We start from the raw sequence: 26,040 nt of genomic DNA, 5'->3' as shown, positions 1-26,040 counted from the left end.
ACCTCACTGGCGAATAGGCAGGTAAACCGAGAATTCGGTGTGTCCCGGCCAACTGTTAAACTCTATTTTTCCTGAATGTTGATCAATCAGGCTACGGGCGATGGAGAGGCCTAAACCGGTACCGCCTTCACGTCCGCTGACCATCGGATAAAACAGCGTATCCTGCAGCTGGGCCGGAATGCCGGGGCCATCATCTTCAATATCAATACGTGCCACCAGGCGATAACGCGAGCCGTGCAGCGTCAGCTGGAAAGCTGTGCGGGTGCGGATAACAATGGTGCCGCCATCGTCGCCCAGCGCCTGAAGCGCATTGCGGACCACATTAAGCAGCACCTGTTCGATCTGATCGGGGTCGTGCGGCAATTCCGGCAGGCTGGGATCATAATCCCGAACCAGTGAGACATTCTCCGGCAGTTCCATTGACACCAGATTGACCACCCGCTCGGCCACCTGATGAATGCTCTGGGTGATGTGCATGCCCGGCTGCTGTGGCCCTAACAGACGATCTACCAGATTCCGCAACCGGTCGGCCTGTTCAATAATCACTTTGGTATATTCGTTCAGCGAGGGATCGGGCAGGGCGCGAGATAAAAGCTGTGCCGCGCCGCGCAATCCACCCAGCGGATTTTTAATCTCATGGGCCAGGCCGCGAACCAGATCGCGAGCGGCGACCTGCTGGGCGTGCTGTAACTGCTCCTGACTGAGGCGACGCTGATTATCCATCGGCGCCATTTCCATCAGAATTAAGCCATCAGGTAACCGCTGGGCGGTCAGCGACATAATGTGTGCGCGACCATCTACCACCAGCGTGACTTCACTGTCAGTAAATCCCTGGCCAGCCTCAAGACTCTCGCGCATTACCTCGATATTCAGCGAAAAGTAGCCGGTTAACTCCGGTAACGGCGTGCCGAACAGTTTGCGTGAGCTTTGCGCCAGTAATTGCTGCGCCGCCGGGTTGGCGTAATGAATAACCAGATCGTTATCCACCAACAAAATACTGTTGATTAACGCGTTGAGAATCTGCCCTGCATCGGGCAGAGAGCCAGTTGCCATACAACGTTCCTCTGCACTAACCAGGTGCATTTTAGTCTTTAAGCCGGAAACAGGGTAAATGAACAGTGAATTCGCGGAGAAAAAAGCCCATCCGAAGATGGGCTAAAAGTTTCCACGGCAACAAAAACGTCTGACCAGTTAAACGCTGTAGTAGAGCTCAAACTCAACCGGGTGTGGCGTCATACGAACACGATCCATCTCTGCTTTACGCAGTTCGATGTAAGCATCGATCGATTCGTCAGTGAATACACCGCCGCGGGTCAGGAACTCGCGGTCTTCATTCAGTGCATTCAGCGCTTCTTCCAGAGAGCCTGCAACTTTTGGAATCTCAGCTTCTTCTTCCGGTGGCAGGTCATACAGGTTCTTGTCCATCGCATCGCCAGGATGGATTTTGTTGATGATGCCATCCAGGCCAGCCATCAGCAGTGCGGTGAAGGCCAGGTATGGGTTAGCCGCTGGATCCGGGAAGCGCGCTTCGATACGACGGGCTTTCGGGCTGGCAACAACCGGGATACGGATAGAGGCTGAACGGTTACGGGCAGAGTAAGCCAGCATAACCGGTGCTTCATAACCCGGGACCAGACGCTTGTAAGAATTGGTGGTCGGGTTCGCCAGGGCGTTGATCGCTTTAGCGTGTTTGATGATACCGCCGATGTAGAATAGCGCCATTTCAGACAGACCGCCGTACTTATCGCCGGCGAACAGGTTCTGGCCCCCTTTAGAGAGTGACATATGGCAGTGCATGCCTGAACCGTTGTCGCCAAATATCGGCTTCGGCATAAAGGTCGCGGTTTTGCCGTAAGCGTGCGCAACGTTGTGGACGACATATTTGTAGATCTGAATTTCGTCCGCTTTTTTGGTCATGGTATTGAAGCGGGTTGCCACTTCGTTCTGACCCGCCGTCGCCACTTCGTGGTGATGCGCTTCAACAACCAGGCCCATCTGCTCCATGGTCAGACACATGGCAGAACGGATATCCTGTGATGAGTCAACCGGTGGAACCGGGAAGTAGCCGCCTTTCAGCCCTGGACGGTGACCTTTGTTACCGCCTTCGTACTCTTTACCGGTGTTCCATGCCGCTTCGATATCGTCGATAGCAACGTGTGAACCAGAAGTCGAGGAACCGAAACGTATGTCATCGAACAGGAAGAATTCGGGCTCGGGTCCAAACAGCACGGTATCAGCGATGCCGGAAGAGCGCAGGAAATCTTCAGCGCGCTTAGCGATGGAGCGTGGATCGCGATCGTAACCCTGCATGGTGCCTGGCTCAAGAATGTCACAACGGATGATCAGCGTAGAGTCTTCGAAGAAAGGATCCATGACCGCCGTAGTGGCGTCAGGCATCAGCACCATGTCTGATTCGTTAATGCCTTTCCAGCCGCCGATAGACGAACCATCGAACATTTTGCCTTCTTCGAAGAAGTCAGCGTTAACCTGGTGAGCAGGTATCGTAACGTGCTGTTCTTTACCTTTGGTATCGGTAAAACGCAGGTCAACAAACTTAACTTCATGCTCGTTCATCATCGAGAGAACGTGTTCAGCGGACATACTCAACTCTCCTGGAAATGGTCTTTCATTATCTACATGGCGAGGAAACGTCGTTTCCGGCGTGTTGCGGGAAAATAACTCCCTGACCAACCTCATTCCGGTACGCTCTTCAACCGACATATGACTGGCGTTTGCGCTTATGTAAGACAAAGCGAATTCTGTGCCAACTTTTTTGATGTTGCTTAAATCGCCTTGTGATGCACCTTATTGTCATAAGGTGGCTGCACTACGATGGTTTTATTGCACCATAAAGGTGCTTTGTGATGATCCTTTGGCACTAAGTTGGTGCAAAAGACCAACTTAGTGCATTTTCTGCACCGGGAACAGAGCGAATTTGCGTCAATGCAATAAACTTGCAGTGAAAAGTGTGATCGTGTTCAGTCTTCCGCTTAATCCGTGTACAATAGCGCGCTATTTCTAATGCCTGAGGCAAAGCTGTGATCGAAAATTTGCGTAACATCGCCATCATCGCGCACGTTGACCATGGAAAGACCACCCTGGTTGACAAACTGCTGCAACAATCCGGTACTTTTGATGCCCGTACCGAAGCAACAGAGCGCGTGATGGACTCCAATGATTTGGAGAAAGAGCGTGGGATTACCATCCTCGCAAAAAACACCGCCATTAAGTGGAATGACTACCGTATCAACATCGTTGATACCCCAGGACACGCCGACTTCGGTGGTGAAGTTGAGCGCGTCATGTCCATGGTGGACTCGGTGCTGCTGGTTGTAGATGCGATGGATGGCCCTATGCCGCAAACCCGCTTCGTGACCAAAAAAGCGTTCGCGCATGGTCTGAAGCCGATTGTGGTTATCAACAAAGTAGACCGCCCTGGTGCGCGTCCGGATTGGGTTGTTGATCAGGTATTTGACCTGTTCGTTAACCTGGATGCCACTGATGAACAGCTCGACTTCCCTATCATTTTCGCCTCTGCGCTGAATGGTATTGCAGGCCTTGAGCATACCGACATGGCTGACGATATGACCCCGCTGTATCAGGCGATCGTTGACCACGTTGCGCCTCCGCAGGTTGAGGCTGACGCCCCACTGCAGATGCAAATCTCTCAGCTGGACTATAACAACTACCTGGGCGTGATCGGCATCGGCCGCATCAAACGCGGTAAAGTTAAGCCTAACCAACAAGTCACTATCATCGATAGCGAAGGCAAAACCCGTAACGGTAAAGTCGGTAAAGTCCTGACTCACCTGGGTCTTGAGCGTATCGACAGCGATCTGGCTGAAGCAGGCGATATTATTGCTATCACCGGTCTGGGCGAGCTGAACATCTCTGACACCATCTGTGATCCACAGAATGTGCAGGCGCTGCCAGCACTGAGCGTCGATGAGCCAACAGTAACCATGTTCTTCAACGTCAACACCTCACCGTTCTGCGGTAAAGAAGGTAAGTACGTGACTTCACGTCAGATCCTTGAGCGTTTGAATAAAGAACTGGTTCACAACGTGGCACTGCGCGTTGAAGAAACCGAAGATGCTGACGCGTTCCGCGTATCAGGTCGTGGTGAGCTTCATCTGTCAGTTCTGATCGAAAACATGCGTCGTGAAGGTTTCGAACTGGCGGTATCCCGTCCGAAAGTTATCTTCCGCGAAATCGATGGCCGTAAACAAGAGCCATTCGAGAACGTGACGCTGGATATCGAAGAGAATAACCAGGGTTCAGTCATGCAAGCCATGGGTGAGCGTAAGGGCGATCTGAAAAATATGGATCCGGATGGTAAAGGCCGCGTACGTCTCGACTACGTGATCCCAAGCCGTGGCCTGATCGGCTTCCGTAACGAATTCATGACCATGACTTCCGGTACCGGTCTGCTCTACTCGACCTTCAGCCACTACGATGATATTCGTGCGGGTGATGTAGGCCAGCGTCAGAACGGCGTACTGATCTCTAACGGTCAGGGTAAAGCGGTTGCGTTTGCACTGTTCAGCCTGCAGGACCGCGGTAAGCTGTTCCTGGGTCACGGTGCAGAAGTCTATGAAGGCCAGATCATCGGTATTCACAGCCGTTCTAACGACCTGACAGTTAACTGTCTGACCGGTAAGAAACTGACCAACATGCGTGCTTCAGGTACTGATGAAGCCACGACGCTGGTTCCGCCAATCAAGATGACTCTTGAGCAGGCGATCGAGTTCATCGATGATGACGAACTGGTAGAAGTTACACCACAGTCAGTGCGTATCCGTAAACGTCACCTGACTGAAAACGACCGTAAACGTGCATCACGTGGTCCTAAAGACGCATAATTGTGTTTTTAAACAATAAAGAGCCCCGCATGCGGGGCTTTTTTTTGCCTGAAATTCCGGCTTCTCCAGCCGGGCCAGCGAATATTCGTGTGTTATGCCGCGCTTTTTACCCGCCTTCTGGCGTTTACGCTTTTCTCTCCGCGACTGCCTGTTCAGCCTGCACTTTTGCCGCTAGAGTGAATACTCCAGGGAACAGAAGGAGACACACCATGCTGTATATCTTTGATTTGGGCAATGTGATTATCGATATCGATTTTAACCGCGTGCTGGGTGTCTGGAGTGACCTTAGTCGTGTGCCGCTGGCCTCGCTGCAAAGCCATTTCCAGATGGATGAGGTGTTTGAACAACACGAACGAGGCGAGATCAGCGATGAGGATTTCGCGCTGGCCCTGTGTGAAAGGCTGGAAATCGCGCTGAGCTATGAACAGTTTACCGCTGGGTGGCAGGCGGTATTCGTCGACGTGCGTACAGAAACACTGGCGCTGATGAACCGACTGCGGCTGGAAGGCCATCGGGTAGTGATCCTCTCTAACACCAACAAACTGCATTGCGAATTCTGGCCGACACAGTATCCGGACGTGCAGCAGGCGGCAGACAAGCTTTATCTGTCTCAGGAGTTGGGCATGCGTAAACCGGAAGCCCGGATTTATCAGCATGTGCTGGACGCAGAAGGTGTGACTGCCGATCAGTCGGTATTTTTTGACGATAATCCACAGAACATCGAGGCGGCCCAGGTGTTGGGTATTGAAAGTGTACTGGTTACTGACAGTAAAACGGTACTCAACTGGTTTGCAGGTCAACAGTAACTCATGATGTCACGTAAATTTCGTCCCGGGCTGCATGCCTTCTGGTTGTGGCTCAGGCTGTTGTGGAAACGCATTGATGAGGATGGCATGACGACACAGGCCGGTAATCTGGCTTATGTTTCACTGCTGGCGCTGGTGCCGCTGATTGCGGTGGTGTTTGCCCTGTTTGCGGCGTTTCCGGTCTTCTCTGATATCAGCGTGCAGCTGAAGCAGTTTGTCTTTAACAATCTGATGCCAGCCGCAGGTAACACGCTGCAACGCTATCTTGAGCAGTTTGTCGCTAACGTAAACCGGATGACGGCGGTCGGGGCGGTGGGCCTGATCGTTACCGCCTTACTGCTGATGCATTCGGTCGATACCGCGTTAAATACTATCTGGCGCAGCAACAAGAAGCGACCGATGGTTTACTCCTTTGCGGTCTACTGGATGATCCTGACGCTCGGCCCGCTACTGGCGGGAGCCAGTCTGGCGATCAGCTCCTATTTGCTGTCGTTGCGCTGGATTAACGCTACCGGTGTTACCAGCCTGGTCGATCAGATGCTGCGCCTTTTTCCGCTCCTGCTGTCGTGGCTCGCCTTCTGGTTGCTCTACAGCATTGTTCCCACCCAGCGGGTGCCGCCGCGCGATGCGCTGATTGGCGCGCTGGTGGCGGGAGCATTGTTTGAGCTGGGTAAAAAGGGCTTTGCGCTCTATGTTACTATGTTCCCCTCTTATCAGCTGATCTACGGTGTACTGGCCGTGATCCCCATTCTGTTCCTCTGGGTCTACTGGACCTGGTGTATTGTGTTGTTAGGCGCGGAAATTACCGTTGCGCTAGCCGACTACCGGCAGTTAAAACAGCAGCACAGAGAAGAACAACGCGAGGAAACATGATTGCATTGATTCAACGCGTGCAGCGCGCTAGCGTCAGCGTCGAGCAGGAAGTGACCGGTGAAATTGGTACTGGATTACTGGTTCTGCTGGGTGTGGAAAAGGGCGATGACAGCGCGCATGCGGAACGTCTGGCAGAACGCGTATTGGGCTATCGCATTTTTAGTGATGAGCAGGGGAAAATGAACCTGAGTATTCGCCAGGCGGGCGGAAGTGTGCTGGTGGTGTCGCAGTTTACGCTGGCCGCAGATACGCAAAAAGGGATGCGCCCCTCCTTTTCGGGTGGCGCTGAGCCTGCTGAGGCCGAACGTCTTTATGAATACTTCAGCGACTGCTGTCGCCAGCAGGGCATCACCACGGCGAACGGCCGTTTTGCTGCAGACATGCAGGTCTCGCTGGTCAATGATGGTCCTGTGACGTTCTGGTTGCAGGTGTGAGGTCGTCAGCTGAGCGGCAGGGAACAGGCCACGCAAGCTCCGAACGGGAGAAACATTATATGTATCACCTTCGCGTGCCACAGACGGCGGAAGAGCTGGATATCTATTATCAGTTCCGCTGGGAGATGTTGCGTAAACCTCTGCGTCAGCCGCAGGGGTCGGAACGTGACGCCTGGGATGCCCTGGCACATCATCAGATGGTGGTTGATGAGCAGGGTAATCCGGTCGCCATCGGTCGTCTTTATATTAATGCCGACAATGAGGCCGCTATCCGCTTCATGGCCGTTCACCCTTCTGTGCAGGGCAAAGGGCTGGGTACGCTGGTGGCGATGACGCTGGAGTCGGTGGCGCGTCAGGAAGGGGCTAAGCGGGTAACCTGTAGCGCCCGCGAAGATGCAGTCGCTTTCTTTGCTAAACTCGGCTACGTCAATCAGGGCGAGATTACCGCGCCGCAGACGACGCCGGTACGCCACTTTCTGATGATAAAACCAGTGGTGACGCTCGATGATATCCTGCATCGTGCTGACTGGTGCGGTCAGCTGCAACAGGCCTGGTATGACCACATCCCGCTTAGCGAAAAGATGGGTGTCCGTATTCTGCAATTTACCGGGCAGAAATTTATTACCACCATGCCTGAAGCAGGCAATCAGAATCCACATCAGACGCTGTTCGCTGGCAGCCTGTTCTCACTGGCAACGCTGACCGGCTGGGGGTTGATCTGGCTGCTGCTGCGCGAGCGCCATCTCGGTGGCACTATTATTCTGGCGGATGCGCACATTCGCTACAGCCACCCAATCAGCGGACGACCTGGCGCGATTGCCGACCTGGGCTCATTAAGCGGCGATCTCGACCGCCTGGCGCGCGGACGCAAAGCACGTGTGCAGCTTGAGGTGGAGCTTTTCGGCAATGATGAGTGCGGCGCTGTGTTTGAAGGGGTCTATATCGTCTTGCCCGCCGATCCAGACGGGCCGCTGGAAGAGGGCGGTTCTGGCGCGTGTATCAATTAATCATCAGGGCCGCACCCGCGGCCCTGATGTTGTTAACGTACTTCACCTGCCTGCATCGTCTGCTGCACCTGCTGATTGTCGGTTGTCACCGACAAACGGGCATTAATCGTGGGGCGCAGTGGCTGATCGGCGGTTAATGCTCCGCTCAGTTGCAACTGCATATTGCTGTCACCGGTTAATGGCAACGCGGGCCATCCCCAGTTCTGCAACACATTCACTGGCACAGCACGACCTGTCAGTTGCAGCGTCAGCAGACGGGCTGGTTGCTGGCCTAAGGTGGCAGTCCCTTCGAGCAGGCCCTTATTACTGAACGCACTCAGCTCGGTAACCTGAATCTGCTGGTGGTCAGCACTCAGCGCAATCGATGGATGACGCAGATCGGTGCGGTTAAAGGTCGACTCTGCCGCGTTCAGGCTGAGCTTACCCGACCAGATCCCCCACTGGTGCTGCTGCGCCAGCAGCAGGTTTTCGCCGGTGCCATCCAGTGAGGTCAGCTGGAAGGGAAATGCCGGATTAATGTCGATAATCAGGTTACGGTTAGAGGTGAGACGCATTACCTCTACGCTATCCAGCCACGCGGGCAGTGTCGCCTGCCAGCGGTCGCGCCAATCCTGCGGCAGGGTATATTCCAGTCCGGCAACGGCTAGATGTTTCAGCGTCAGGCGTTTATCGTTACGTGACCAGTCACCGTCAGCCCGAATCACCCCATTCGCCCAGCGTGAACTGAACTGCGTCAGCGCCACGCCCTGCGGTGAGAAATCCAGGTTAACGATGGGGTCATTAAGTTCGAATCCACCGTTGATAAAATTGCTGGCATTCAGCGCCAGCGAACCATCGTTACTCTGCCAGTCATCACCCTGCCAGTTAACGTTTCTCAGCGTCAGATCCAGATCCGTCACTGCCCAGTCAGGCCCCTGCAGTCGGGCATCGGTCATGTCAAGCCGTGTAATGGCAATCGAGGGGACAGCCTGCAGGCTACGCAGGAAATCTTTCAGGCTGCTGGCGGTCTGCAGACGAATGTCGTTCAGTCGCAGCTGATTAATTTTCCAGTTGCCCTGAGCATCGCGCTCACCATTGCCGGTCATGGAGCCACGCGCCAGATCAGCACCAATATTGTCAAAGCGCATCCGGCCCTGGGAAACGCTTCCCTGAATCAGGACGTTTTTACCCGGAACATTGTTCAGCGTCATGCTGCCTGCACTCATCTGGAAGCGGGCATCGCGACCCAACATATCTCTGGCGGTGGGCTTCCATGGCAGAATGCCGCCATTAACCTGCTGAGCAAACAGCGGTAACGCGCTGTTGGGACTGTCGATACGCACATTATTGAGTTGCAGGCGATCCGCCTGAATCGGTAGCGCGCTAGCGGGCGACAGATTGGCCAGATTCACTTCCCCATCGCGAAGCTCAAGGCTGCTGAAATGCAGCGGATCGCTGAACTGAATCAGTGCCAGACCGAGATCGACCCGTTTCGCCACCAAAACCGCAGGCTGTCCATCGTGACCAAAGCTGAAGTCATCCAGAATGATGTGAGAGGGAGAGGAGAAATTGTGTTCAATTTTACTCAGGGAGAGATGCCATTCGGTTTTGTCACTCACCCAACGGCTAAACCAGCCTGCACCCCACTGTGTCTGCAGCAGAACATAGATCACGACCAGGGTGAAAAGCAGCAGCAAAAGTAAGGTGAGGAAAAACTTTCCAAGAAATTTCATAGCATCCTTCCCGAGTTAAATCCGGTGAGAGGTTGTTATGCCTGAATTACCGTTACAGCTCAACAGCCTGGATGTAAATCCGAATAATTAGCAGGCAGGCCGAAGCCTGCCTGTGATCTTACTTCTCAGGCGGAAAAATCAGGTTGAGTACGATAGCGGTAATACCGCCCGCTGCAATGCCGGAAGAGAGCAGGGTTTTCAGCCAGTCAGGCGCAAACTGCAGGATCAGCGGCTGCTGAGAAACGCCCAGTCCAACAGCCAGCGACAGCGCGATAATCATGATGGCGCGACGGTTAAGCGGCTCGCGTGACACAATGCGAACACCCGAGGCGGCGATAGTGCCGAACATCACAATGGTGGCGCCGCCGAGTACCGGTTCAGGGATAAGCTGCACCAGCCCGCTGACCGCCGGGAACAGCCCCAGCACAATCAGCATCAGCGCGACAACAAAACCTACGTAGCGGCTGGCAACGCCGGTTAACTGAATCACACCATTGTTCTGACCGAAGCAGGAGTTAGGAAAGGTATTAAACAGCGCGGAGACAAAGGAGTTGAGGCCATTAGCCAGCACGCCGCCTTTCAGGCGTTTCATATAGAGTGGTCCGCTTACCGGCTGCTCTGACACATCTGAGGTAGCGGTGATATCGCCGATGGTCTCCAGGGAGGTCACCATAAACACCAGCATCAGCGGGATGAGCAGATTCCAGTCGAAGCCTAGTCCGTAATAGAGCGGGGCTGGCACCACGATCAGCGGCTGATCAGCGGGGATGCCAGCTGCAGGCAGCATGCCCATCGCCCAGGCCAGCAGATAGCCGACTGCCATGGCAATCACCAAAGACGCAACACGCAGGTAGGGATTTTTCTGCCGGTTAAGTAGCACGATCACCAGCAGCACGGCGCCTGCCAGCATCAGATTTTTCGGCGCACCAAAGGTATGATCGTTCATCGCGCTGAAACCGCCACCAATTGAGGTCAGCCCTACCTGAATCAGTGACAGACCGATAATCATCACGACGATCCCGGAAACCAGTGGCGTAATAATCCGGCGTGCCACGTGCAATACGCGAGACAGCACCATTTCGGTACAGGACGCCACCATCAGTGTGCCAAACAACGCCGCCATCATGGTGGGAACGTCAGCGCCACCATTTTTCAGCGCCATACCGCCCATAATCAAAGGCGTAACGAAGTTGAAGCTGGTGCCCTGAATTGACAGCAAACCTGAGCCCACTGGCCCCCAGGTTTTGATTTGCAGCAGTGATGCCACGCCCGATGCAAACAGCGACATGCTGATTACGTGGCGGGTATCCTCTGCGGGCAGGCCCAGCGCCTGACAAATCAGGATCGCTGGCGTAATGACCGCGACAAACATCGCCAGCAGATGCTGACCCGCGGCAAACAGCGTTTGCGGCAGGGGGGGACGATCTTCAAGACGGTAAATCAGTTCGCTTTGCGTGGCGGAAGGCTGGTCTGGCTGCGGATTGGTGGACATCTTCTGTTCTTCCCGAAAAATAGTGTGGCGATTGTAATCATCCGCAGGCTAAAAGCAATCGTTTGCCCGGCGAGGATAAAAAAGGCCGAATCAGATAGGGTTCACTCAGACGTTAGTATAGCGGGTGTTCTCCGGCAGCCAGCGTTCAATCAGTGCGCTGGCCTGCTCGGGATAGTGCTGGTGGATGTGGCGCGCCACACGCTGAACTTCTGGCACCATCGCCTGGTCGCGCAGCAGGTCGGCCACTTTAAATTCAGCGTTGCCGGTCTGACGCGTACCCAACAGTTCACCCGGCCCGCGAATCTCCAGATCGAACTGGGCAATGACGAAGCCGTCATTGCTGTCGCGCAGTACCTGTAAACGCTTCTGCGCCGTTTTGCTCAGCGGCGCTTTGTAGAGCAGCACACAGTGCGATGCCACGGCACCACGTCCAACACGGCCCCGCAGCTGATGCAGCTGCGCCAGCCCTAGCCGCTCCGGGTTTTCGATAATCATCAGGCTGGCATTGGGTACGTCCACCCCGACCTCAATCACGGTTGTCGCCACCAGCAGTTGCAGTTCATTTGCTTTAAACGCCTGCATCACTGCCTGTTTTTCTGCTGGCTTCATCCGGCCATGTACCAGTCCGATATTTAGATCGGGCAGTGCCGTTTTCAGAACTTCCCAGCTGGCTTCTGCCGCCTGTGCTTCCAGCAATTCTGACTCTTCAATCAGGGTGCAGACCCAATAGGCCTGGCGCCCTTCGCGGCAGGCATGCTCAACCCGCGCCACAATTTCATCGCGTCGGGTATCGGGGATTGCTACGGTAGTCACCGGTGTACGTCCCGGCGGCAGCTCATCGATGGTTGAGGTATCGAGATCGGCATAAGCGGTCATCGCCAGCGTGCGTGGAATCGGTGTGGCGGTCATGATCAACTGATGCGGGTGGAAACCCTGCTCTTCGCCTTTTTCCCACAGTGCCAGTCGCTGATGGACGCCAAACCGATGCTGCTCATCAATAATGACCAATGCCAGACCGTTGAAATGCACCTGCTCCTGAAACAGAGCGTGGGTGCCCACCACCATCGCCACCTGACCGCTGGCTATCGCTTCCTGCTGGGCCTGGCGGGCTTTGCCTTTCTGTTTTCCAGCCAGCCAGCCAACCTCGATGCCCAATGGCGCAAACCACTGGCGGAAGTTACTGGCGTGCTGTTCAGCCAGCAGTTCGGTCGGTGCCATTAGCGCGACCTGCTTACCATGTGCGATAACATTCAGCGCAGAGAGCGCGGCCACCAGTGTTTTACCCGAGCCGACATCACCCTGCACCAGCCGCATCATCGGAAAGTCATTCGCCAGATCTGTTTCTATCTCCGCCACCACGCGTTTCTGCGCATTGGTTGGTGAGAAAGGCAGCGCTGCCAGCAGCTGATCGCTAAGAGTGTGCCGCGGAGTCATCGGTAACGCGTAATAGCGTTGTGCGCCGGCGCGCACTGCCAGCATGCTGAGGTTGTGCGCCAGCAGCTCTTCCAGAATCAACCTGCGTTGTGCCGGATGACGACCACTCTCCAGCTCACTAAGTCTGAGATCGGGTGGTGGACGATGCAGCGTGCGGAGCGCATCCGGCAGGCTGATTAAACCGCTGCTCAGTTCCTGCGGCAGCAGTTCGGCAATCGGACAGCTCTCCAGCAGCGTCAGCGCCTGATCGGTGAGATTACGCAGCGTGGCCTGACGAATACCCTCGGTAGTGGGATAAACCGGGGTTAAGGTCTCTTCCAGCGTTACATTGCTCTGTTCGCCCTGAATCCGGTATTCGGGATGAATAATCTCGGCGCCGCGCTGACCACGTTTAATCTCACCATACGCGGTGACGCGACGGCCCGGCGACAGGTTGTTCTTCATCCCGGCATTGAAATTGAAGAAGCGCATCGTCAGTACGCCGCTGCCATCGCTTATCTGACACACCATCATCCGCCGGCGACCAAAAGTGATGTCAGTGTGCAGGACTTCGCCTTCTACTGTGGCCCAGATACCGGGCAGCAGATCATCAATGGCATAGAGTTGGGTACGATCTTCGTAGCGTAGCGGGAGATGAAGCAGGAGATCCTGAATGGTATGCAGGTCAATTTTGGCCAGTTTTGCTGTCTGGCTGGCACCGACGCCGGTCAGGGTACTGAGCGGGATGGCATCCAGCAGACGGCCTTTCATCGTCTTATACCGGTCGATTGCATGGTTGCCCACCAGCTGGGATCGGCGTCGACTTCGCCCTGCGCATTGATGCGCGGATAGGGTAAACCTTTTTGTTTTGCGACCCGCGCCAGCACCGGGAATCCGCCTTCGAACAGTAAGCGTTGCTGCTCATCGTCGTCCAGCAGACTATAGTCGCGCAGGTACAGTCCTGCGTTCTGCCGTTGCCGCTGTGCTTCATAGAGGATCAACGCGCAGGCGACCGAGACATTCAGCGACTGCACCATACCCACCATTGGAATCACGATCTGCCGATCAGCCAGCGCCAGTGCTTCCTCGGTAATACCGGTTTTTTCCTGCCCCATCAGGATGCAGGTCGGAAGGGTATAATCGATCTCACGGAAATCAACGGCATCAGCGGAGAGATGGGTAGCTAAAACCTGCATCTTCTGTTGTTTGAGCTGTTTTACGGCGTCACCGATAGTGGGATGAGTAACCACTTTCACCCAGCTGTTGCTCCCGGCAGAAGCGGAAGCCTGAGTGCGCATCCGCTGGCTCGGCCAGACCGCATGCACTTCGTGGATACCAACGGCGTCAGCCGTGCGGATCACCGCGGAAACATTATGCGGTTTATGCACCTGCTCCATACAGACCGTGAGATCGTGCTGGCGCAGTGCCAGCATCGCCTGAATTCGGGCAAAACGTTGATCGTTCATGCACTAATTACGGTTACGGTGGACTTTGATCACATCCGGCATCACGCGAATTTTCCGCATAATATTCGCCAGATGGATGCGATCGCGTGCGGTCAGGCGGATAAAAGCGCTATAGACGCGGCCATCACGCTCTTCGGTATTCAGGCTCTGAATATTGGAACCGGCAGTATTGATTGCAGCCGTCAGGTTAGCCAGCGCGCCCTGATGGTTAAACATGTCCACTTTGATTTCCGCCACGAACTCCTGCTCGGTGATTATGTCCCACTCGACCGGCATGAATTTCTCCGGCTCTTTCTGGTAGCCGCGAATATTCCGACAGGATTCGTGATGCACCACCAGCCCTTTGCCGGGACTGACATGGGCAACAATTGGGTCACCGGGAATTGGTCGGCAACATTTGGCGAAGGTAATCAACACACCATCTGCGCCTTTGATCGGCAGTTTACCGCGTTTGCTGTGACTGCTGATGGCGTTACTGTCAGCCTGCAGCAGATTTTTCGCCACCACCACGCTCATCGCATTGCCCAGACCGATTTCCGCCAGCAGATCGTCAAGCGAGGTCAGCTTCATGCGATCCAACTCCTGCTTGATATTCTCAGCCGGGATCTCAGCCAGTTTACGGCTACCGCCCAGCGCATGGCTGAGCAGGCGGCGACCCAAATTAACTGAGTCTTCGCGCTTGAGGTTTTTCAGAAGCTGGCGAATTTTGGCGCGGGCTTTGGAGCTGACGACAAAGTTCAGCCAGGCGGCGTTAGGACGGGCGCCTGGCGCGGTGATGATCTCAATTGTCTGACCGCTGGTCAGGGTCTGCGACAGCGGATAAGGCTGACGGTCAACGCGTGCGCCGACGCAGGCATGGCCGATATCGGTGTGAACCGCATAGGCGAAGTCCACCGGCGTCGCACCAGTTGGCAGCTCAACAATGCGGCCTTCAGGCGTAAAGACGTAGATCTCATCAGGGAAAAGATCGGACTTCACACTTTCAATAAATTCAAACGAACTGCCTGCACTTTGCTGAAGCTCCAGCAGGCTTTGCAGCCAGCGCTGGGCGCGGATCTGTGCGGTAGTGCCACTTTCGCCCGCCTGTTTATAAGCCCAGTGCGCAGCGACCCCCATTTCCGCCATCTGATCCATATCCTCGGTGCGAATCTGTACTTCGACCGGCACGCCGTGCGGACCGATCATTGAGGTATGGAGCGATTGATAGCCGTTGGCTTTGGGGATGGCGATGTAATCTTTGACCCGACCCGGACGCGGCTTATACAAGCTGTGCATCTGGCCCAGAACGCGATAGCAAGTATCCAGATCTTTCACAATGACGCGAAAGGCGTAGATATCCATGATCGAGTGAAAACGCTGCTCTTTCAGCGTCATTTTGCGGTAGATCGAGTAAAGGTGCTTTTCACGACCGCTGACGCGGCACGGAATGCCCGCTTCCTGCAAACGGCCATCGATCTCAGACAGAATCTTCTGGATCATCTCTTTACGATTACCGCGCGCGGCTTTCACCACCTCTTTAATCACCCGATAACGGTTCGGATAGAGGGCCTCAAAACCGAGCTCTTCCAGCTCTGTTTTAAGATGGTGAATACCCAGTCGGTGCGCCAGCGGACTATAAATCTCTAACGTTTCCAGCGCAATGCGGCGACGTTTGTCCGGGCGTAAAGATCCGAGGGTACGCATATTGTGGGTGCGATCAGCCAGCTTGATGAGAATGACGCGGATATCCTGCACCATCGCCATAATCATCTTGCGGAAGTTCTCTGCCTGCGCCTCTTTCTTGTCGCGGAATTTCAGCTTATCCAGCTTTGAAACACCTTCGACCAGCTCCGCTACGCTTTTACCGAACAGCTGTTCCATGTCCTGGTAAGTGGCGGGCGTATCTTCGATCACGTCATGCAGTAGCGCGGCCATGAGGGTTTCATGGTCGAGCTTCATTTCCGCCAGAATACAGGCCACGGCAACCGGATGGGTGATATAAGGCTCACCGCTGGAGCGTGTCTGTCCCTCGTGGGCATCACGTGCAACAAGGTAGGCTTGCTGGAGGCGCTTGATCTGCTCCTCTGGCAAGTATTTTTCAATCAGTTGATTGAGACTTTCAAACAGATACAAGGGCGACCTGCAGGTGGCTGTTAACGACGACCTTCAGCGATAGCGGTAACGGCCTGTAACTCAGCGGCTTCCTGCTCTTGCTGTTCCTGACGATCACGCACATCTAAAATCTGATTGGTGACCAGACCTTCTTCGATTTCGCGCAGGGCGATAACGGTAGGTTTGTCGTTCTCTTCCGGAACCAGCGGATCTTTGCCGCCTACCTGCATCTGACGTGCACGACGTGCAGCGACCAACACCAGGTCAAAACGATTACCAACTTTTTCTACTGCGTCCTGAACGGTTACGCGTGCCATAGGTGTGCTACTCCACAGATGAAGAAATGACTGCGCATCATACTGAAACTGTATTCAGACTGCCAACAGTTTGCTGATTAAAGCATCGTGACGCGCCTTCTGACGCGCCATACGCAGACGTTCTGCGCGAATAATGGTTTTAAGGTCGGACAGCGCCAGATCAAAATCATCATTCACAATTAAATAGTCATACTCGGCGTAGTGGCTCATTTCCGCTACTGCCTGAGCCATGCGGCGCGTGATCACCTCTTCGCTGTCCTGGCCACGACCGCGCAGACGGCGATCGAGCTCTTCTTTCGAAGGCGGCAAAACGAAGATGCTGCGCGCGCCAGGCATTTTGGTGCGGATTTGCTGCGCACCCTGCCAGTCGATGTCGAGAAACACGTCAACGCCGGTTGCCAACACCTGCTCAATAGCATGGCGCGAGGTACCGTAGTAGTTGTCGAAAACGTTGGCATGTTCGAGGAAAGCCTCTTCCGCGATCATCTTCTCAAACTCATGTTTTTCAACAAAAAAGTAATGTTCTCCATGGGTTTCACCCGGACGCATACTGCGCGTCGTGTGCGAAACAGAGACCTGCGTGTCATATAACGGCTGGGTCTTTAACAGTGCCTGAATCAGACTGGATTTACCTGCGCCGCTGGGAGCAGAAACAATATAGAGCGTGCCTTGAGCCATGGTTTTCTTGAATTGATTAAAAGCGGAGTCGATTTCCTGCACAGTATACACAGCTTCACGTGGCCACGCAGCGTTTGCGCAGCGGCAACACCCAACTTTTGCGCATCTTCGCGCAAAAGTCTGTTGGATCAATGTAATGACTCCCTGATTGCAACGGCACCTCTTCCGTAACTGCACATTATCTCTGGCTGACGCTAAAGCAGGCGTGTTGAATGCTGCAAAACGTCAGGAGAGAGATTATGACAGGATTCGGCTGGTCAATCTTTGCGGCTGCTCTGTGGATCGCTATATGGCCTGCGCATAGCGCCGTTTGTCCGGTCTGGACACCCACCCGCGCGACAGAGGAAATCCGCCGTCTGCAACAGCAACTGCAAGACTGGGATGATGCTTACTATCGTCAGGGGCAGAGTCCGGTGGCTGATGCGGATTATGACAGTCTGCAGCAGCGACTGAATCAGTGGCAGCACTGCTTTAGTCCTTCGCAGCCCGCTTACGCACCCCAACTGCCAGCCAATGGTGAGCACCTGCATCCAGTTGCCCACACTGGCGTAAAAAAGATGCGCGACAAGCTGACACTGGCTTACTGGATGCAGGGGCGGCGTGATCTCTGGGTCCAGCCTAAAGTCGATGGCATTGCCGTTTCACTGGTGTATCGCCATGGCAGGCTGGTCTCGCTGTTGAGTCGTGGCGATGGATTACGCGGTGAGGAGTGGCTGGCTAAAGCGGCCTGGATCCCTGCGATTCCTCTTAATATCGAAACCGGGCTCGATGAGGTTGTGCTGCAGGGCGAGCTGTTTCTGTCGATGACCGGTCATCGACAAGCGATTGATGGCGGTAAAAATGCGCGCTCAAAGGTGGCTGGGGCCATGATGAGCAAACAGCGGGTTTCTCTGCTGGATGCGCTCGATGTTTTTATCTGGGCCTGGCCTGATGGCCCCGCCACGATGACGGAACGCCTTCAGCAACTCAGCCGCTGGGGACTGGGCATTGCCGCAAAATGGAGCCACAGTGTTAAAGACGAAGAGGAAGTCGCCGCCTGGCGGGAGCGCTGGTTTCATGCTGCGTTGCCCTTTGTGACTGACGGTGTCGTGGTTCATCAAAGCCTGCGTCCTGCGGGCAAAAACTGGCTGCCGGGAGAGGGAACATGGGCCGCTGCCTGGAAGTATCAGCCTCCTGAAGTCAGCGCAGAAGTGCTCTCCGTCGATTTTCCAGTCGGCAGAACCGGAAAAATAGCCGTGGTACTTAACCTGCAACCGGTGCAGCTGGATGATAAGACGGTCAGGCGGGTCAATGTCGGATCGCTGCGTCGCTGGCAGGAGAGTGATATCGTCGCGGGCGATTTGATTACGTTGAGTCTGGCGGGCCAAGGTATTCCCCGCCTGGAACGGGTTATCTGGCGAGTAGCAGAACGGCACTATCCTCAGCCTCCCGACGCGTCGCGTTACACGCCGCTGAGTTGTTATACCTTCAGCGCAGAGTGCCAGAAGCAGCTAGTGGCAAAATTACGCTGGCTCAGCCAGAAAACGGTGCTGAACATTCCGGGCGTTGAGCGAAGTACCTGGCTGCGCTTACTGGAAAGCGGCAGTGTGACGCACCTGTTTGGCTGGCTGATGTTAACTCCGGAACAGATTGCCGTCGCAACGGGTCTCTCTCCGAAACGGGCTGGTCAGCTCTGGCACCGCTTTAATCTCACCCGTCAGCAGCCGCTTCGTCGTTGGGTGGATGCCTTAGGTGTTTCACTCCCACGCAAGGCCCTGAATACGCTTCCCGATCAGCAATGGGAGAGCTTAATGCAGCGGGATGTTGTGGCCTGGCAAGCTTTACCGGGTGTCGGCGCGGCGCTGGCTAAGCGCCTGGTTACGCAGTTTCATGATGCCCGATTACAGGCATTGATCGCGTTCCTGCAACAGCAGGGTATACCTGCATCCTCAATGCTCGGGATGGGGATAGTTGAAAATCGGCAAACCGAGACGGAAGCGCAGCGCCAGTAAACGGGCGAAAAATCCGAACAGCAGGGTAATGATGATTACTGCTTCATGCGCCAGCGTGGTTTTCAGCAGCAGGATATACATCCAGCCAGAGGCGAAAGCGATACCGGCGTAGAGTTCTTTCTGAAACACCAGCGGAATGCGATTACAGAACATGTCACGTAGCACGCCGCCAAAGACGCCGGTAATGACTGCGCTGATCGCAGCAATAATCATGGCGTGTCCTGAATCAAGCGCAACCTGGGCGCCGATAATGGAAAAGACCACGAGTCCCAACGCATCAAGCACCAGGAACACTTTGCGCAGGTGCGTCATGAGGGGCGCCAGGAAAGTGGTCACCACCGCCGCCAGGAAAGTGGTCACCACCGCCGCGACCGCCACAATCATGATGTATTCAGGATGTTTCACCCAGCCCAGCGGATAATGACCGAGCAGGATGTCACGCACTGAACCGCCACCAATGGCGGTCACTGACGCGATAATGATGACACCGAACAAATCCATTTTGCGACGACCTGCCGCCAGCGCACCAGTCATGGCTTCAGCAGTAATACCAATAATATAGAGAACAGTCAGTAACATAGCAGACTCCAGTAAGACGGCGGCAAGGATACGGCATTGCTTAAGAGACGGCGACTGAGGTTTTCTGGCGATCGACGTCCGGGATTAGCGCAGTTTATACCAGCCAGCCCCGGCGTCAGCATAGAAAGACTTTTTTGCAAAGGGTCTGCGATAGACGCATGAGAAAATTGAAAGTAAACAACGTCCAAAGAGTTTGCACATTCCTGCCTGGCGTTTTCCAGTTCAGGATTGACGGACGGTTGACTGAACGCGATCGCCAGACAGCGGCTGGCTGGCTGGAAACCAGTATATAAAGGAGATAAAAAGATTGGATGCTGCGGATTGCGGATGAAGAAATGAATCAAGCAGAGGAATAAAGCAATAGACGAAATAAAAAAGAAAAGGCGTGCTGGTTAACAGCACGCCAACGCATCGTTTCTGATGCTCAGAGCCCACCATACAGACTTATTTTATTATTTGTTTCTTGCACGAATTTTAGCAAATGTATTCAGGTTAAAGTGGTATTCCGGCTGGAACCATGAACGGCCATAATAGCAGTAAATGAGCATGCGAATGGAGGCCATCGCCAGATAACCCCAAATTGCACACAATACTGACGGTGTAAGCCATACGGTAAATAAGGTTACGGCAAGGCCGGCCAATACTGAAGAGGTTTCAGCAAAAGCGATACGGGTATATTGTTTTTCGCGCTGTAATATCGCCCGGTAATGTTGACCCTGTGGGATGATAATAAACACCACTGAAACCATTTGCAGCATTAATGCCAGTTCAGGTTGATTAAACAGGCTGTTCAGCAGGTTGCTGCCCGTAAAGAACAGACCAAACACCGCGACGCCCATCAACATATTACCCCAGTAGATCGTGGAGAGGTCGTTGATAGAGAGTATACAGCGGCGGATCAGCGTATTTGAGAAGCTGCGATCGGCCAGAGTGTCGATCGCCAGTAAGGCAATCACGGCGGTCGCCAGCAGGTTCAGTTCATTCGCCTGTAGGATCTGCGCCAGTAACGAGAGTTGCAATACGCCGATGCCAATAATTTTTATTGAAGAGAGCAGAGACCATTTTGCGCTATTAAGACTGCTTTCACGTATTGCCATAATATACTCGTTAGAGTCCATCGACCCTGTGAGAATTAAATAGTTGTGTAACGGCAAGGAGAGGTTGCTGTAACACCGTTCGTTAGTGCAATTTTTCCGGCCGAAGTCCTGAGATACCATTCCAGGCTTGCCATGTTATTATAGATTCGATCAAATGATGCTCGGATAAAAAATAGATACCCCGGGTAAAGCCCCTGTTTCGCGTCATGGCGGAATCCCCTGCAGCTAATAGGAATTCCGCCAGATCACGAATAAATCCTTTTGTAGTTGTATATTCTCCCGCCAGCATCCTTGCGGCAATCTCAACGAATTCTTTTTCTGATAACAAAGGATACGTTGAGCGGTCCATGACTTTTTTCCTGCTTTATCATTATGCGTATTACTGTGTGTGAAATGATTTATACATTGTTTTATTTAATTTAACACCATAAGAAAATTCTGATTATGCAACAACAGAAATAAATGGTTTCACTTTGTGCATGATAAATATTAAATCCTCAACGGAACGGTAATAAACGATTGTTAATGATTAATGTATGCGTTTGAAAGAAAGTGTTTACGCGGGAGGCAAAAAGGCATGAAATCAGGGAGATCGCTGCATGCTATGGGAGGTTGCCAGGAATTTTCCTGGCAACGATGCTTAAGCGGGGTTGGTGGTAAATACGTAAAGGCAGAGAGTAATCAGATAAGCGCTTTATGCTTTATCGTCGGAAGTTTTTCTATTTTTTTTCATTAACGGCCAGCGATAAGTACAGACAAGAAATCAAGCTAAGTCATTGATTTACTGTGTCAGAAGCTGGTTAAGTTTCTCAAGATCATTACTAACCCATTCAATATCCTGCTTAAATTTCTCATCTGAAGTAAATGGTTGGCGATAGACCGTTACCATCACCTCGGCACCCTGTTCGTTAGCTATCACACGCATCGGCACGTAGATTTCCTTTCCTGAGCCGCTATCAATCCAGTGATCCATTACGCCAAACGGATTATGTGGCGAGAACCGGAGCTTTACATTGCCCTGCGGGCCTTTAGCGCGCCAGCGATTACCATCAGGTTCTAACGCGCTGTGTGTCAGCCCGGAAGCCCACTTTGGGAAAAATTCCGGTTTCCAGATGGTTTCATAAAGATCTAACCAGTGACGTGGAATCGTCAGGCTCAGCGTGCGAGAGGAGAACATGTAACCTCCGATGAATAAGTGAAAAGGCATTAAAGCATGGGGCTGGGTTTGTTAAAACCTTGTAACATCAGAAGTGTGGTGTTGACAGGGTTTCGTACAAACGGCAGACAACTGATGAGGCTGTCTGCCGCAGACTTAGATGAAATTGCCACGCGCAGAGACTGCATGCTTTTCGCTATGGCCATTAGCGTGACGCAGAACAAAGCCATCCGACTGTGCCATCACTGCGCAACTGTGATTAGGGAAGATGCGCAGTAGCATGCCGACTTCAGGGCGGCGATTCTGATAAAGCAGAAAACCGTGCTCCTCAGATAATTTCGTCACCTCATAAGTGTGGCCCGCTTCGTCGGCTGCCACACCAAAGCCGCTGGCATTGGTGCCGTGTGGTCCTTTGTCCGAACTCAATATTTTTGATCCAGCATCCACAATCGCGAAATGATCGTTCACTGCAACCACGCGAGTAATGACGCTCATTGCCAGCTGATCGACGTGACTTAACCCGAGGCGGCAGGCGGTAAGATCCAGTAGGGCATAGTTGCCGGGCCGAATTTCACTAACGCAGGGCGCAATCTCTGCTGCCAGTGCAGTAGGCGTTGAACCCACAGAGAGCGGACAGTCAGTAAAACCCGCAGCCTGTAGTTTTGCCTGTAGTCGCTGCATCAATGCCGTTTCCTGCCGGGCGACATCAACAATCGCCGCGGCATTACCGGCACCATAAGCGTGACCGGCATGTGACACTAATCCGGCAAAGCGTAAGCCCCTATCCCGCAGCGCCTGAGCAATCAGTACAGCTTCGTCAGAATCGGGATTGACACCAATCCGATGTAATCCAACATCAACTTTAATCGCTACCGCCAGTTCACATCCCGGTTGCTGCTGACAGGCATCCGCAATCGCCGCCACGCCCTGCAGCCTGTCCGCGATCAGGGTGAGTTTTGCCTGATGAAGCACGGCAAGGCGCAACAATGCAGCCACGCTTTGCGGTTGCACAATCGGGTAAGCTAACAGCAGATCACGAACGCCACCCAGAATAAAGCTGATGCCTTCACTGGGTTTAGATACGGTGACACCCTGTGCGCCAGACTCAAGTTGACGCTGCGCAATCCAGACGCTTTTATGTGTTTTGATATGCGGACGTAACGCGACGCCTGCCGTACTGGCTTTGCGCTGCATATGCTGCAGGTTCTGCTCCAGTCGCGCTGCATCCACTTCAATATAGGGCGTAAGGTGGTCATCAATCAGCGGACGTTGCCACTGCTGTGTATCGTTGATATTCATAACAGAGTCCGGCGTTGACATGATAAGAGGGGTCATCATTCCTTAATTATCTCTCTGATACCAGCCTGCTAGCCGCAGACCGGCGTGCTGAATAGCAGAAACCGCAGCCAGAGCTATAAAGCCAGACGCATTAACAAAGCACGGCCATCGGGGAAGAGGGAGCGGACGCAAAGCAGGAGTGGACCAACAGGTTAAAACAATAAAGCAGGCTCGAGGCCCGCTTTATTCGTTAAATCAGACGTAGAGTGACTCTTCACCTGGTGGCCGGGTTTTGAATCGGCGATGCAACCAAAGGTATTGTTCGGGCGCGCGCAAAATCTGATTCTCGATCACTTTATTCATATAAGCTGCAGCAGCGGACTCGTCCGTATGAGGATAATTTTCCAGCATCGGTTCGATAATCAAATGATAACCATCATTATGCGGATTGCGAATCAGCATAATCGGCACCATCGCGGGCTTCGCCAGACGCGACAGAACAAAAGTCCCGTTAGTGGTAGCAGCTTTTTCTACCGCAAACAGCGGCGCAAAGGTACTGCCTTTAGGGCCGTAATCCTGGTCAGGCGCAAACCAGACAGACTCACCCTGTTTCAGGGCATTGACCATACCGCGCAAATCACGACGGTCGATCATCGCTTTATTCGAGCGCATACGGCCTTTGGTCTGCACATACTCCATCGCCTGATTATTATGCGGTCGATACATCGCCATCATTGGCTGACAGAGTCCACTGATGCGTCCACCCAGCTCCAGTGACATAAAATGCACGCCAATCAGCATCACGCCACGCTTTTCGTTCTGCGCGGCGTGGAGATTATCCATACCTGAGACTTTAAACAGACGTTTTACTGCACGGTCAGACCAGAACCAGGCAATACCCGTTTCAGCCAGCGCCATGCCTAATGACGCAAAATTACCGGCGATCATATGTTCGGTTTTTTCTTCACTGATGCCAGGAAAGCAGAGTTCGATGTTTCGCCGGGTAATACGTTCACGGCGTTGCAGGAAATGACGGGAGATTTTGCCGGCACCGGCACCGAGACGCATAAGAACAGGGTAAGGAAGCTGGACCAGAAGCCAGAGCACGCCCAGGCCAAACCAGGTAAACCAATAACGCGGATGCAGCAGCGAACTGCTAAATTTTCCGGTGTTTTTCATTAACAACCTTCATGGGATAGAGGGATGCATCGCATAAAGAGCACTTCCATGAGTCTTAAGGCGGTACAGCTGTACTGATTTCGACCAACACTTTATCAAAAAGTGCCTTTAAAGAAAGGGAAACTCAGTAATCTACAGGATTGACCCGTTTCATGGACCCAGCGCTTTGGGGGCAGAAAAGGGGGGTCACCAGAAAATATATAATAAATTCATAAGATTAAAAAAACAGTCCTGAATGGCTGAGTGTGAAAAACGGGCGTTCAGGAAGAGTCCGGAAATGATTATTTATCTATCTTTACGTAATATTGAGACCAGTCACACGACTAAAACGCCATTTGCGCTAATGAATGTCAAAAGACAGCGCCTGAAAATAGAACAAAGCGCCATCGCTGACCTGTGTGATTAGGTCTTACTTAATAGGGTGGATCTGAAAGTTGATTTATTATAAATTTATCAATTGTTTATGGTGTTTTTTAAGGCCAATTTCAAATTAACTCACCAAACCACTCTTCACAAAATTGTGGATTTTGGTGGAGAGTTATGTTCATTTCTGGAAAGTAAACTGAATAAAAAAGCCCATTTAACATGGGCTTATGGTTCTTCGTGGATGTGAGCGGAAATTATTCGATATTCTGAATCTGCTCACGCATCTGTTCAATCAGCACTTTCAGTTCGATCGCTGAGGTGGTGATTTCGGCATTAATCGACTTAGAGGCCAGCGTGTTCGATTCACGATTAAACTCCTGCATCATGAAATCGAGACGTCGGCCAACGGCCTCTTTCTTTTTCAGAATGTTGTAAGTCTCTTTAACGTGCGCATCCAGACGATCCAGCTCCTCGGAGACGTCAACACGCTGCGCCATCATCACCAGTTCCTGCTCGAGGCGATTATTTTCCAGCTGGACTTCAGCATCTTCCAGTTTGGCGACCAGGCGTTCGCGCTGCCATTTGATCACCTCAGGCATCTGCGCACGCACTTTGCTGACTTCCTGCGAAACACCTTCCAGACGCTGCTCAATCATCGCTTTCAGTGCTGTGCCTTCGCTTTCGCGTGCCGCAATAAAATTATCCAGCGCACTATCCAGTGCCTGTAACAACTGCGTGTTGATGGCATCCAGATCCTGTTCCTGCGCAGACATCACACCAGGCCAGCGCAGAATATCCAGCGGGTTGATAGCACCTTCGTCGCTCTGCATTTTTACCCAGTTGGCAGCCTGCACCAGCTGTTTCGCCAGGGTTTCGTTCAGCATCAGCTCGCCCTGAGCGCTGGGATCGGCATCATAACGCAGGTTGCACTCAATTTTACCGCGCGTCAGACGCTGCCGAATGCGCTCGCGGATAACCGGCTCCAGCCCACGAAACTGTTCCGGCAGGCGGATGTAGGTTTCCAGATAACGCTGGTTAACGGAACGCAGTTCCCATGCGGCGCTGCCCCATTCGCCTTTGGCTTCGCTACGGGCATAAGCGGTCATACTGCGGATCATAAGCGGTACTCATTTGCGGAAAGAGGGGTGAAGTATAGCGAGGCGAGCCACGGCATAACAGGCATAAGCGTCTCACAGGAAAATAACGAACCATTTCCGCTTTCATCGACAGCCACTTATGATGA

At 53.3% G+C, this 26,040-nt stretch carries 22 protein-coding genes; 6 read left to right on the top strand and 16 right to left on the bottom strand.

Going from position 1 to position 26,040, the window contains the following annotated elements:
* Positions 1-3: 3 nt before the first annotated feature.
* Both glnL and glnA read right to left on the bottom strand, forming a co-directional pair.
* Entirely contained in the window at positions 4-1,053 is a 1,050-nt protein-coding gene (gene glnL, locus WFO64_RS20170) for a nitrogen regulation protein NR(II) (RefSeq protein ID WP_337013806.1), read from the bottom strand.
* 138 nt (positions 1,054-1,191) lie between these two features.
* A complete protein-coding gene (gene glnA / locus WFO64_RS20165; RefSeq protein WP_337013805.1) occupies positions 1,192-2,601 on the bottom strand; it encodes a glutamate--ammonia ligase in 1,410 nt (469 codons plus the stop codon).
* Between the two features lie 437 nt (positions 2,602-3,038).
* Here glnA and typA point away from each other — a divergent pair, with 437 nt between their 5' ends.
* From typA to fabY, 5 genes are all read left to right on the top strand, one after another.
* Entirely contained in the window at positions 3,039-4,862 is a 1,824-nt protein-coding gene (gene typA, locus WFO64_RS20160) for a ribosome-dependent GTPase TypA (RefSeq protein ID WP_337013804.1), read from the top strand.
* A 209-nt stretch (positions 4,863-5,071) separates the two neighbouring features.
* On the top strand, positions 5,072-5,668 hold the full coding sequence (gene yihX / locus WFO64_RS20155; RefSeq protein ID WP_337013803.1) for a glucose-1-phosphatase: 597 nt from the start codon (positions 5,072-5,074) through the stop codon (positions 5,666-5,668).
* A 3-nt stretch (positions 5,669-5,671) separates the two neighbouring features.
* On the top strand, positions 5,672-6,541 hold the full coding sequence (locus WFO64_RS20150; RefSeq protein ID WP_337013802.1) for a virulence factor BrkB family protein: 870 nt from the start codon (positions 5,672-5,674) through the stop codon (positions 6,539-6,541).
* The gene (dtd, locus tag WFO64_RS20145) at positions 6,538-6,975 is read left to right on the top strand and encodes a D-aminoacyl-tRNA deacylase (RefSeq protein WP_337013801.1); all 438 of its coding nucleotides are present in this window, start codon (positions 6,538-6,540) and stop codon (positions 6,973-6,975) included. The genes WFO64_RS20150 and dtd overlap by 4 nt, the downstream gene beginning before the upstream one ends.
* A 59-nt stretch (positions 6,976-7,034) precedes the next feature.
* Complete coding sequence (gene fabY / locus WFO64_RS20140) at positions 7,035-7,982, top strand: fatty acid biosynthesis protein FabY (protein WP_337013800.1); 948 nt, start codon at positions 7,035-7,037, stop codon at positions 7,980-7,982.
* A gap of 32 nt (positions 7,983-8,014) precedes the next feature.
* On the opposite strand, the gene WFO64_RS20135 is transcribed toward fabY, so the two are convergent.
* From WFO64_RS20135 to gmk, 7 genes are all read right to left on the bottom strand, one after another.
* A complete protein-coding gene (locus WFO64_RS20135; RefSeq protein ID WP_337013799.1) occupies positions 8,015-9,694 on the bottom strand; it encodes an AsmA family protein in 1,680 nt (559 codons plus the stop codon).
* 118 nt (positions 9,695-9,812) lie between these two features.
* Positions 9,813-11,186 (bottom strand): nucleobase:cation symporter-2 family protein, encoded by a 1,374-nt coding sequence (locus WFO64_RS20130; protein ID WP_337013798.1) that lies wholly within the window; start codon positions 11,184-11,186, stop codon positions 9,813-9,815.
* Between the two features lie 105 nt (positions 11,187-11,291).
* A complete protein-coding gene (gene recG, locus WFO64_RS20125) occupies positions 11,292-13,370 on the bottom strand; it encodes an ATP-dependent DNA helicase RecG (protein WP_337013797.1) in 2,079 nt (692 codons plus the stop codon).
* Positions 13,367-14,065, bottom strand: coding sequence for a tRNA (guanosine(18)-2'-O)-methyltransferase TrmH (trmH, locus tag WFO64_RS20120; RefSeq protein ID WP_337013796.1), 699 nt, complete (start codon positions 14,063-14,065; stop codon positions 13,367-13,369). Before trmH ends, recG begins: the two co-directional genes overlap by 4 nt.
* A 3-nt stretch (positions 14,066-14,068) precedes the next feature.
* On the bottom strand, positions 14,069-16,177 hold the full coding sequence (gene spoT, locus WFO64_RS20115) for a bifunctional GTP diphosphokinase/guanosine-3',5'-bis pyrophosphate 3'-pyrophosphohydrolase (RefSeq protein ID WP_337013795.1): 2,109 nt from the start codon (positions 16,175-16,177) through the stop codon (positions 14,069-14,071).
* Positions 16,178-16,197: 20 nt separating this feature from the next.
* Complete coding sequence (gene rpoZ, locus WFO64_RS20110) at positions 16,198-16,473, bottom strand: DNA-directed RNA polymerase subunit omega (RefSeq protein WP_003851346.1); 276 nt, start codon at positions 16,471-16,473, stop codon at positions 16,198-16,200.
* A 54-nt stretch (positions 16,474-16,527) separates the two neighbouring features.
* The gene (gmk, locus tag WFO64_RS20105) at positions 16,528-17,151 is read right to left on the bottom strand and encodes a guanylate kinase (RefSeq protein ID WP_337013794.1); all 624 of its coding nucleotides are present in this window, start codon (positions 17,149-17,151) and stop codon (positions 16,528-16,530) included.
* A 239-nt stretch (positions 17,152-17,390) separates the two neighbouring features.
* On the opposite strand from gmk, the gene ligB reads away from it, so the two are divergent.
* Positions 17,391-19,142, top strand: coding sequence for an NAD-dependent DNA ligase LigB (gene ligB, locus WFO64_RS20100; protein WP_337013793.1), 1,752 nt, complete (start codon positions 17,391-17,393; stop codon positions 19,140-19,142).
* Here the strand turns inward: ligB and WFO64_RS20095 are convergent.
* The 7 genes from WFO64_RS20095 to WFO64_RS20065 form a co-directional block, all read right to left on the bottom strand.
* Positions 19,080-19,721 carry a trimeric intracellular cation channel family protein gene (locus tag WFO64_RS20095; RefSeq protein WP_337013792.1) on the bottom strand — a complete coding sequence of 214 codons (642 nt, stop codon included), beginning with the start codon at positions 19,719-19,721 and terminating at the stop codon, positions 19,080-19,082. The two genes, ligB and WFO64_RS20095, sit on opposite strands and share 63 nt — an antisense overlap.
* A 452-nt stretch (positions 19,722-20,173) precedes the next feature.
* On the bottom strand, positions 20,174-20,818 hold the full coding sequence (locus WFO64_RS20090; RefSeq protein ID WP_337013791.1) for an oligosaccharide flippase family protein: 645 nt from the start codon (positions 20,816-20,818) through the stop codon (positions 20,174-20,176).
* An 82-nt stretch (positions 20,819-20,900) separates the two neighbouring features.
* The gene (locus WFO64_RS20085) at positions 20,901-21,167 is read right to left on the bottom strand and encodes a hypothetical protein (protein WP_337013790.1); all 267 of its coding nucleotides are present in this window, start codon (positions 21,165-21,167) and stop codon (positions 20,901-20,903) included.
* 432 nt (positions 21,168-21,599) lie between these two features.
* Positions 21,600-21,995 (bottom strand): polyketide cyclase, encoded by a 396-nt coding sequence (locus tag WFO64_RS20080; RefSeq protein ID WP_337013789.1) that lies wholly within the window; start codon positions 21,993-21,995, stop codon positions 21,600-21,602.
* A 135-nt stretch (positions 21,996-22,130) separates the two neighbouring features.
* Positions 22,131-23,273 carry an alanine racemase gene (locus WFO64_RS20075; protein ID WP_337013788.1) on the bottom strand — a complete coding sequence of 381 codons (1,143 nt, stop codon included), beginning with the start codon at positions 23,271-23,273 and terminating at the stop codon, positions 22,131-22,133.
* A gap of 234 nt (positions 23,274-23,507) precedes the next feature.
* Positions 23,508-24,431 carry a kdo(2)-lipid IV(A) palmitoleoyltransferase gene (gene lpxP, locus WFO64_RS20070; RefSeq protein WP_337013787.1) on the bottom strand — a complete coding sequence of 308 codons (924 nt, stop codon included), beginning with the start codon at positions 24,429-24,431 and terminating at the stop codon, positions 23,508-23,510.
* Between the two features lie 620 nt (positions 24,432-25,051).
* On the bottom strand, positions 25,052-25,915 hold the full coding sequence (locus WFO64_RS20065) for a YicC/YloC family endoribonuclease (protein ID WP_337013786.1): 864 nt from the start codon (positions 25,913-25,915) through the stop codon (positions 25,052-25,054).
* Between the last annotated feature and the right edge of the window lie 125 nt (positions 25,916-26,040).

It is taken from the genome of Pantoea sp. AS142 (assembly GCF_037152305.1).
Taxonomy (GTDB): domain Bacteria; phylum Pseudomonadota; class Gammaproteobacteria; order Enterobacterales; family Enterobacteriaceae; genus Pantoea.
This window is presented reverse-complemented; position numbering and strand designations above follow the sequence as displayed.

Excerpts from the sequence above, each read along its gene's own strand:
- glnA (WP_337013805.1), bottom strand. The coding sequence starts at position 2,601 with ATGTCCGCTGAACACGTTCTCTCGATGATGAACGAGCATGAAGTTAAG.
- rpoZ (WP_003851346.1), bottom strand. The coding sequence starts at position 16,473 with ATGGCACGCGTAACCGTTCAGGACGCAGTAGAAAAAGTTGGTAATCGT.
- lpxP (WP_337013787.1), bottom strand. The coding sequence starts at position 24,431 with ATGAAAAACACCGGAAAATTTAGCAGTTCGCTGCTGCATCCGCGTTAT.
- WFO64_RS20150 (WP_337013802.1), top strand. The coding sequence starts at position 5,672 with ATGATGTCACGTAAATTTCGTCCCGGGCTGCATGCCTTCTGGTTGTGG.
- ligB (WP_337013793.1), top strand. The coding sequence starts at position 17,391 with ATGACAGGATTCGGCTGGTCAATCTTTGCGGCTGCTCTGTGGATCGCT.
- WFO64_RS20075 (WP_337013788.1), bottom strand. The coding sequence starts at position 23,273 with ATGAATATCAACGATACACAGCAGTGGCAACGTCCGCTGATTGATGAC.
- yihX (WP_337013803.1), top strand. The coding sequence starts at position 5,072 with ATGCTGTATATCTTTGATTTGGGCAATGTGATTATCGATATCGATTTT.
- WFO64_RS20065 (WP_337013786.1), bottom strand. The coding sequence starts at position 25,915 with ATGATCCGCAGTATGACCGCTTATGCCCGTAGCGAAGCCAAAGGCGAA.
- fabY (WP_337013800.1), top strand. The coding sequence starts at position 7,035 with ATGTATCACCTTCGCGTGCCACAGACGGCGGAAGAGCTGGATATCTAT.
- WFO64_RS20095 (WP_337013792.1), bottom strand. The coding sequence starts at position 19,721 with ATGTTACTGACTGTTCTCTATATTATTGGTATTACTGCTGAAGCCATG.
- dtd (WP_337013801.1), top strand. The coding sequence starts at position 6,538 with ATGATTGCATTGATTCAACGCGTGCAGCGCGCTAGCGTCAGCGTCGAG.
- gmk (WP_337013794.1), bottom strand. The coding sequence starts at position 17,151 with ATGGCTCAAGGCACGCTCTATATTGTTTCTGCTCCCAGCGGCGCAGGT.
- trmH (WP_337013796.1), bottom strand. The coding sequence starts at position 14,065 with ATGAACGATCAACGTTTTGCCCGAATTCAGGCGATGCTGGCACTGCGC.
- WFO64_RS20085 (WP_337013790.1), bottom strand. The coding sequence starts at position 21,167 with ATGGACCGCTCAACGTATCCTTTGTTATCAGAAAAAGAATTCGTTGAG.
- recG (WP_337013797.1), bottom strand. The coding sequence starts at position 13,370 with ATGAAAGGCCGTCTGCTGGATGCCATCCCGCTCAGTACCCTGACCGGC.
- WFO64_RS20135 (WP_337013799.1), bottom strand. The coding sequence starts at position 9,694 with ATGAAATTTCTTGGAAAGTTTTTCCTCACCTTACTTTTGCTGCTGCTT.
- WFO64_RS20080 (WP_337013789.1), bottom strand. The coding sequence starts at position 21,995 with ATGTTCTCCTCTCGCACGCTGAGCCTGACGATTCCACGTCACTGGTTA.
- glnL (WP_337013806.1), bottom strand. The coding sequence starts at position 1,053 with ATGGCAACTGGCTCTCTGCCCGATGCAGGGCAGATTCTCAACGCGTTA.
- WFO64_RS20090 (WP_337013791.1), bottom strand. The coding sequence starts at position 20,818 with ATGGCAATACGTGAAAGCAGTCTTAATAGCGCAAAATGGTCTCTGCTC.
- WFO64_RS20130 (WP_337013798.1), bottom strand. The coding sequence starts at position 11,186 with ATGTCCACCAATCCGCAGCCAGACCAGCCTTCCGCCACGCAAAGCGAA.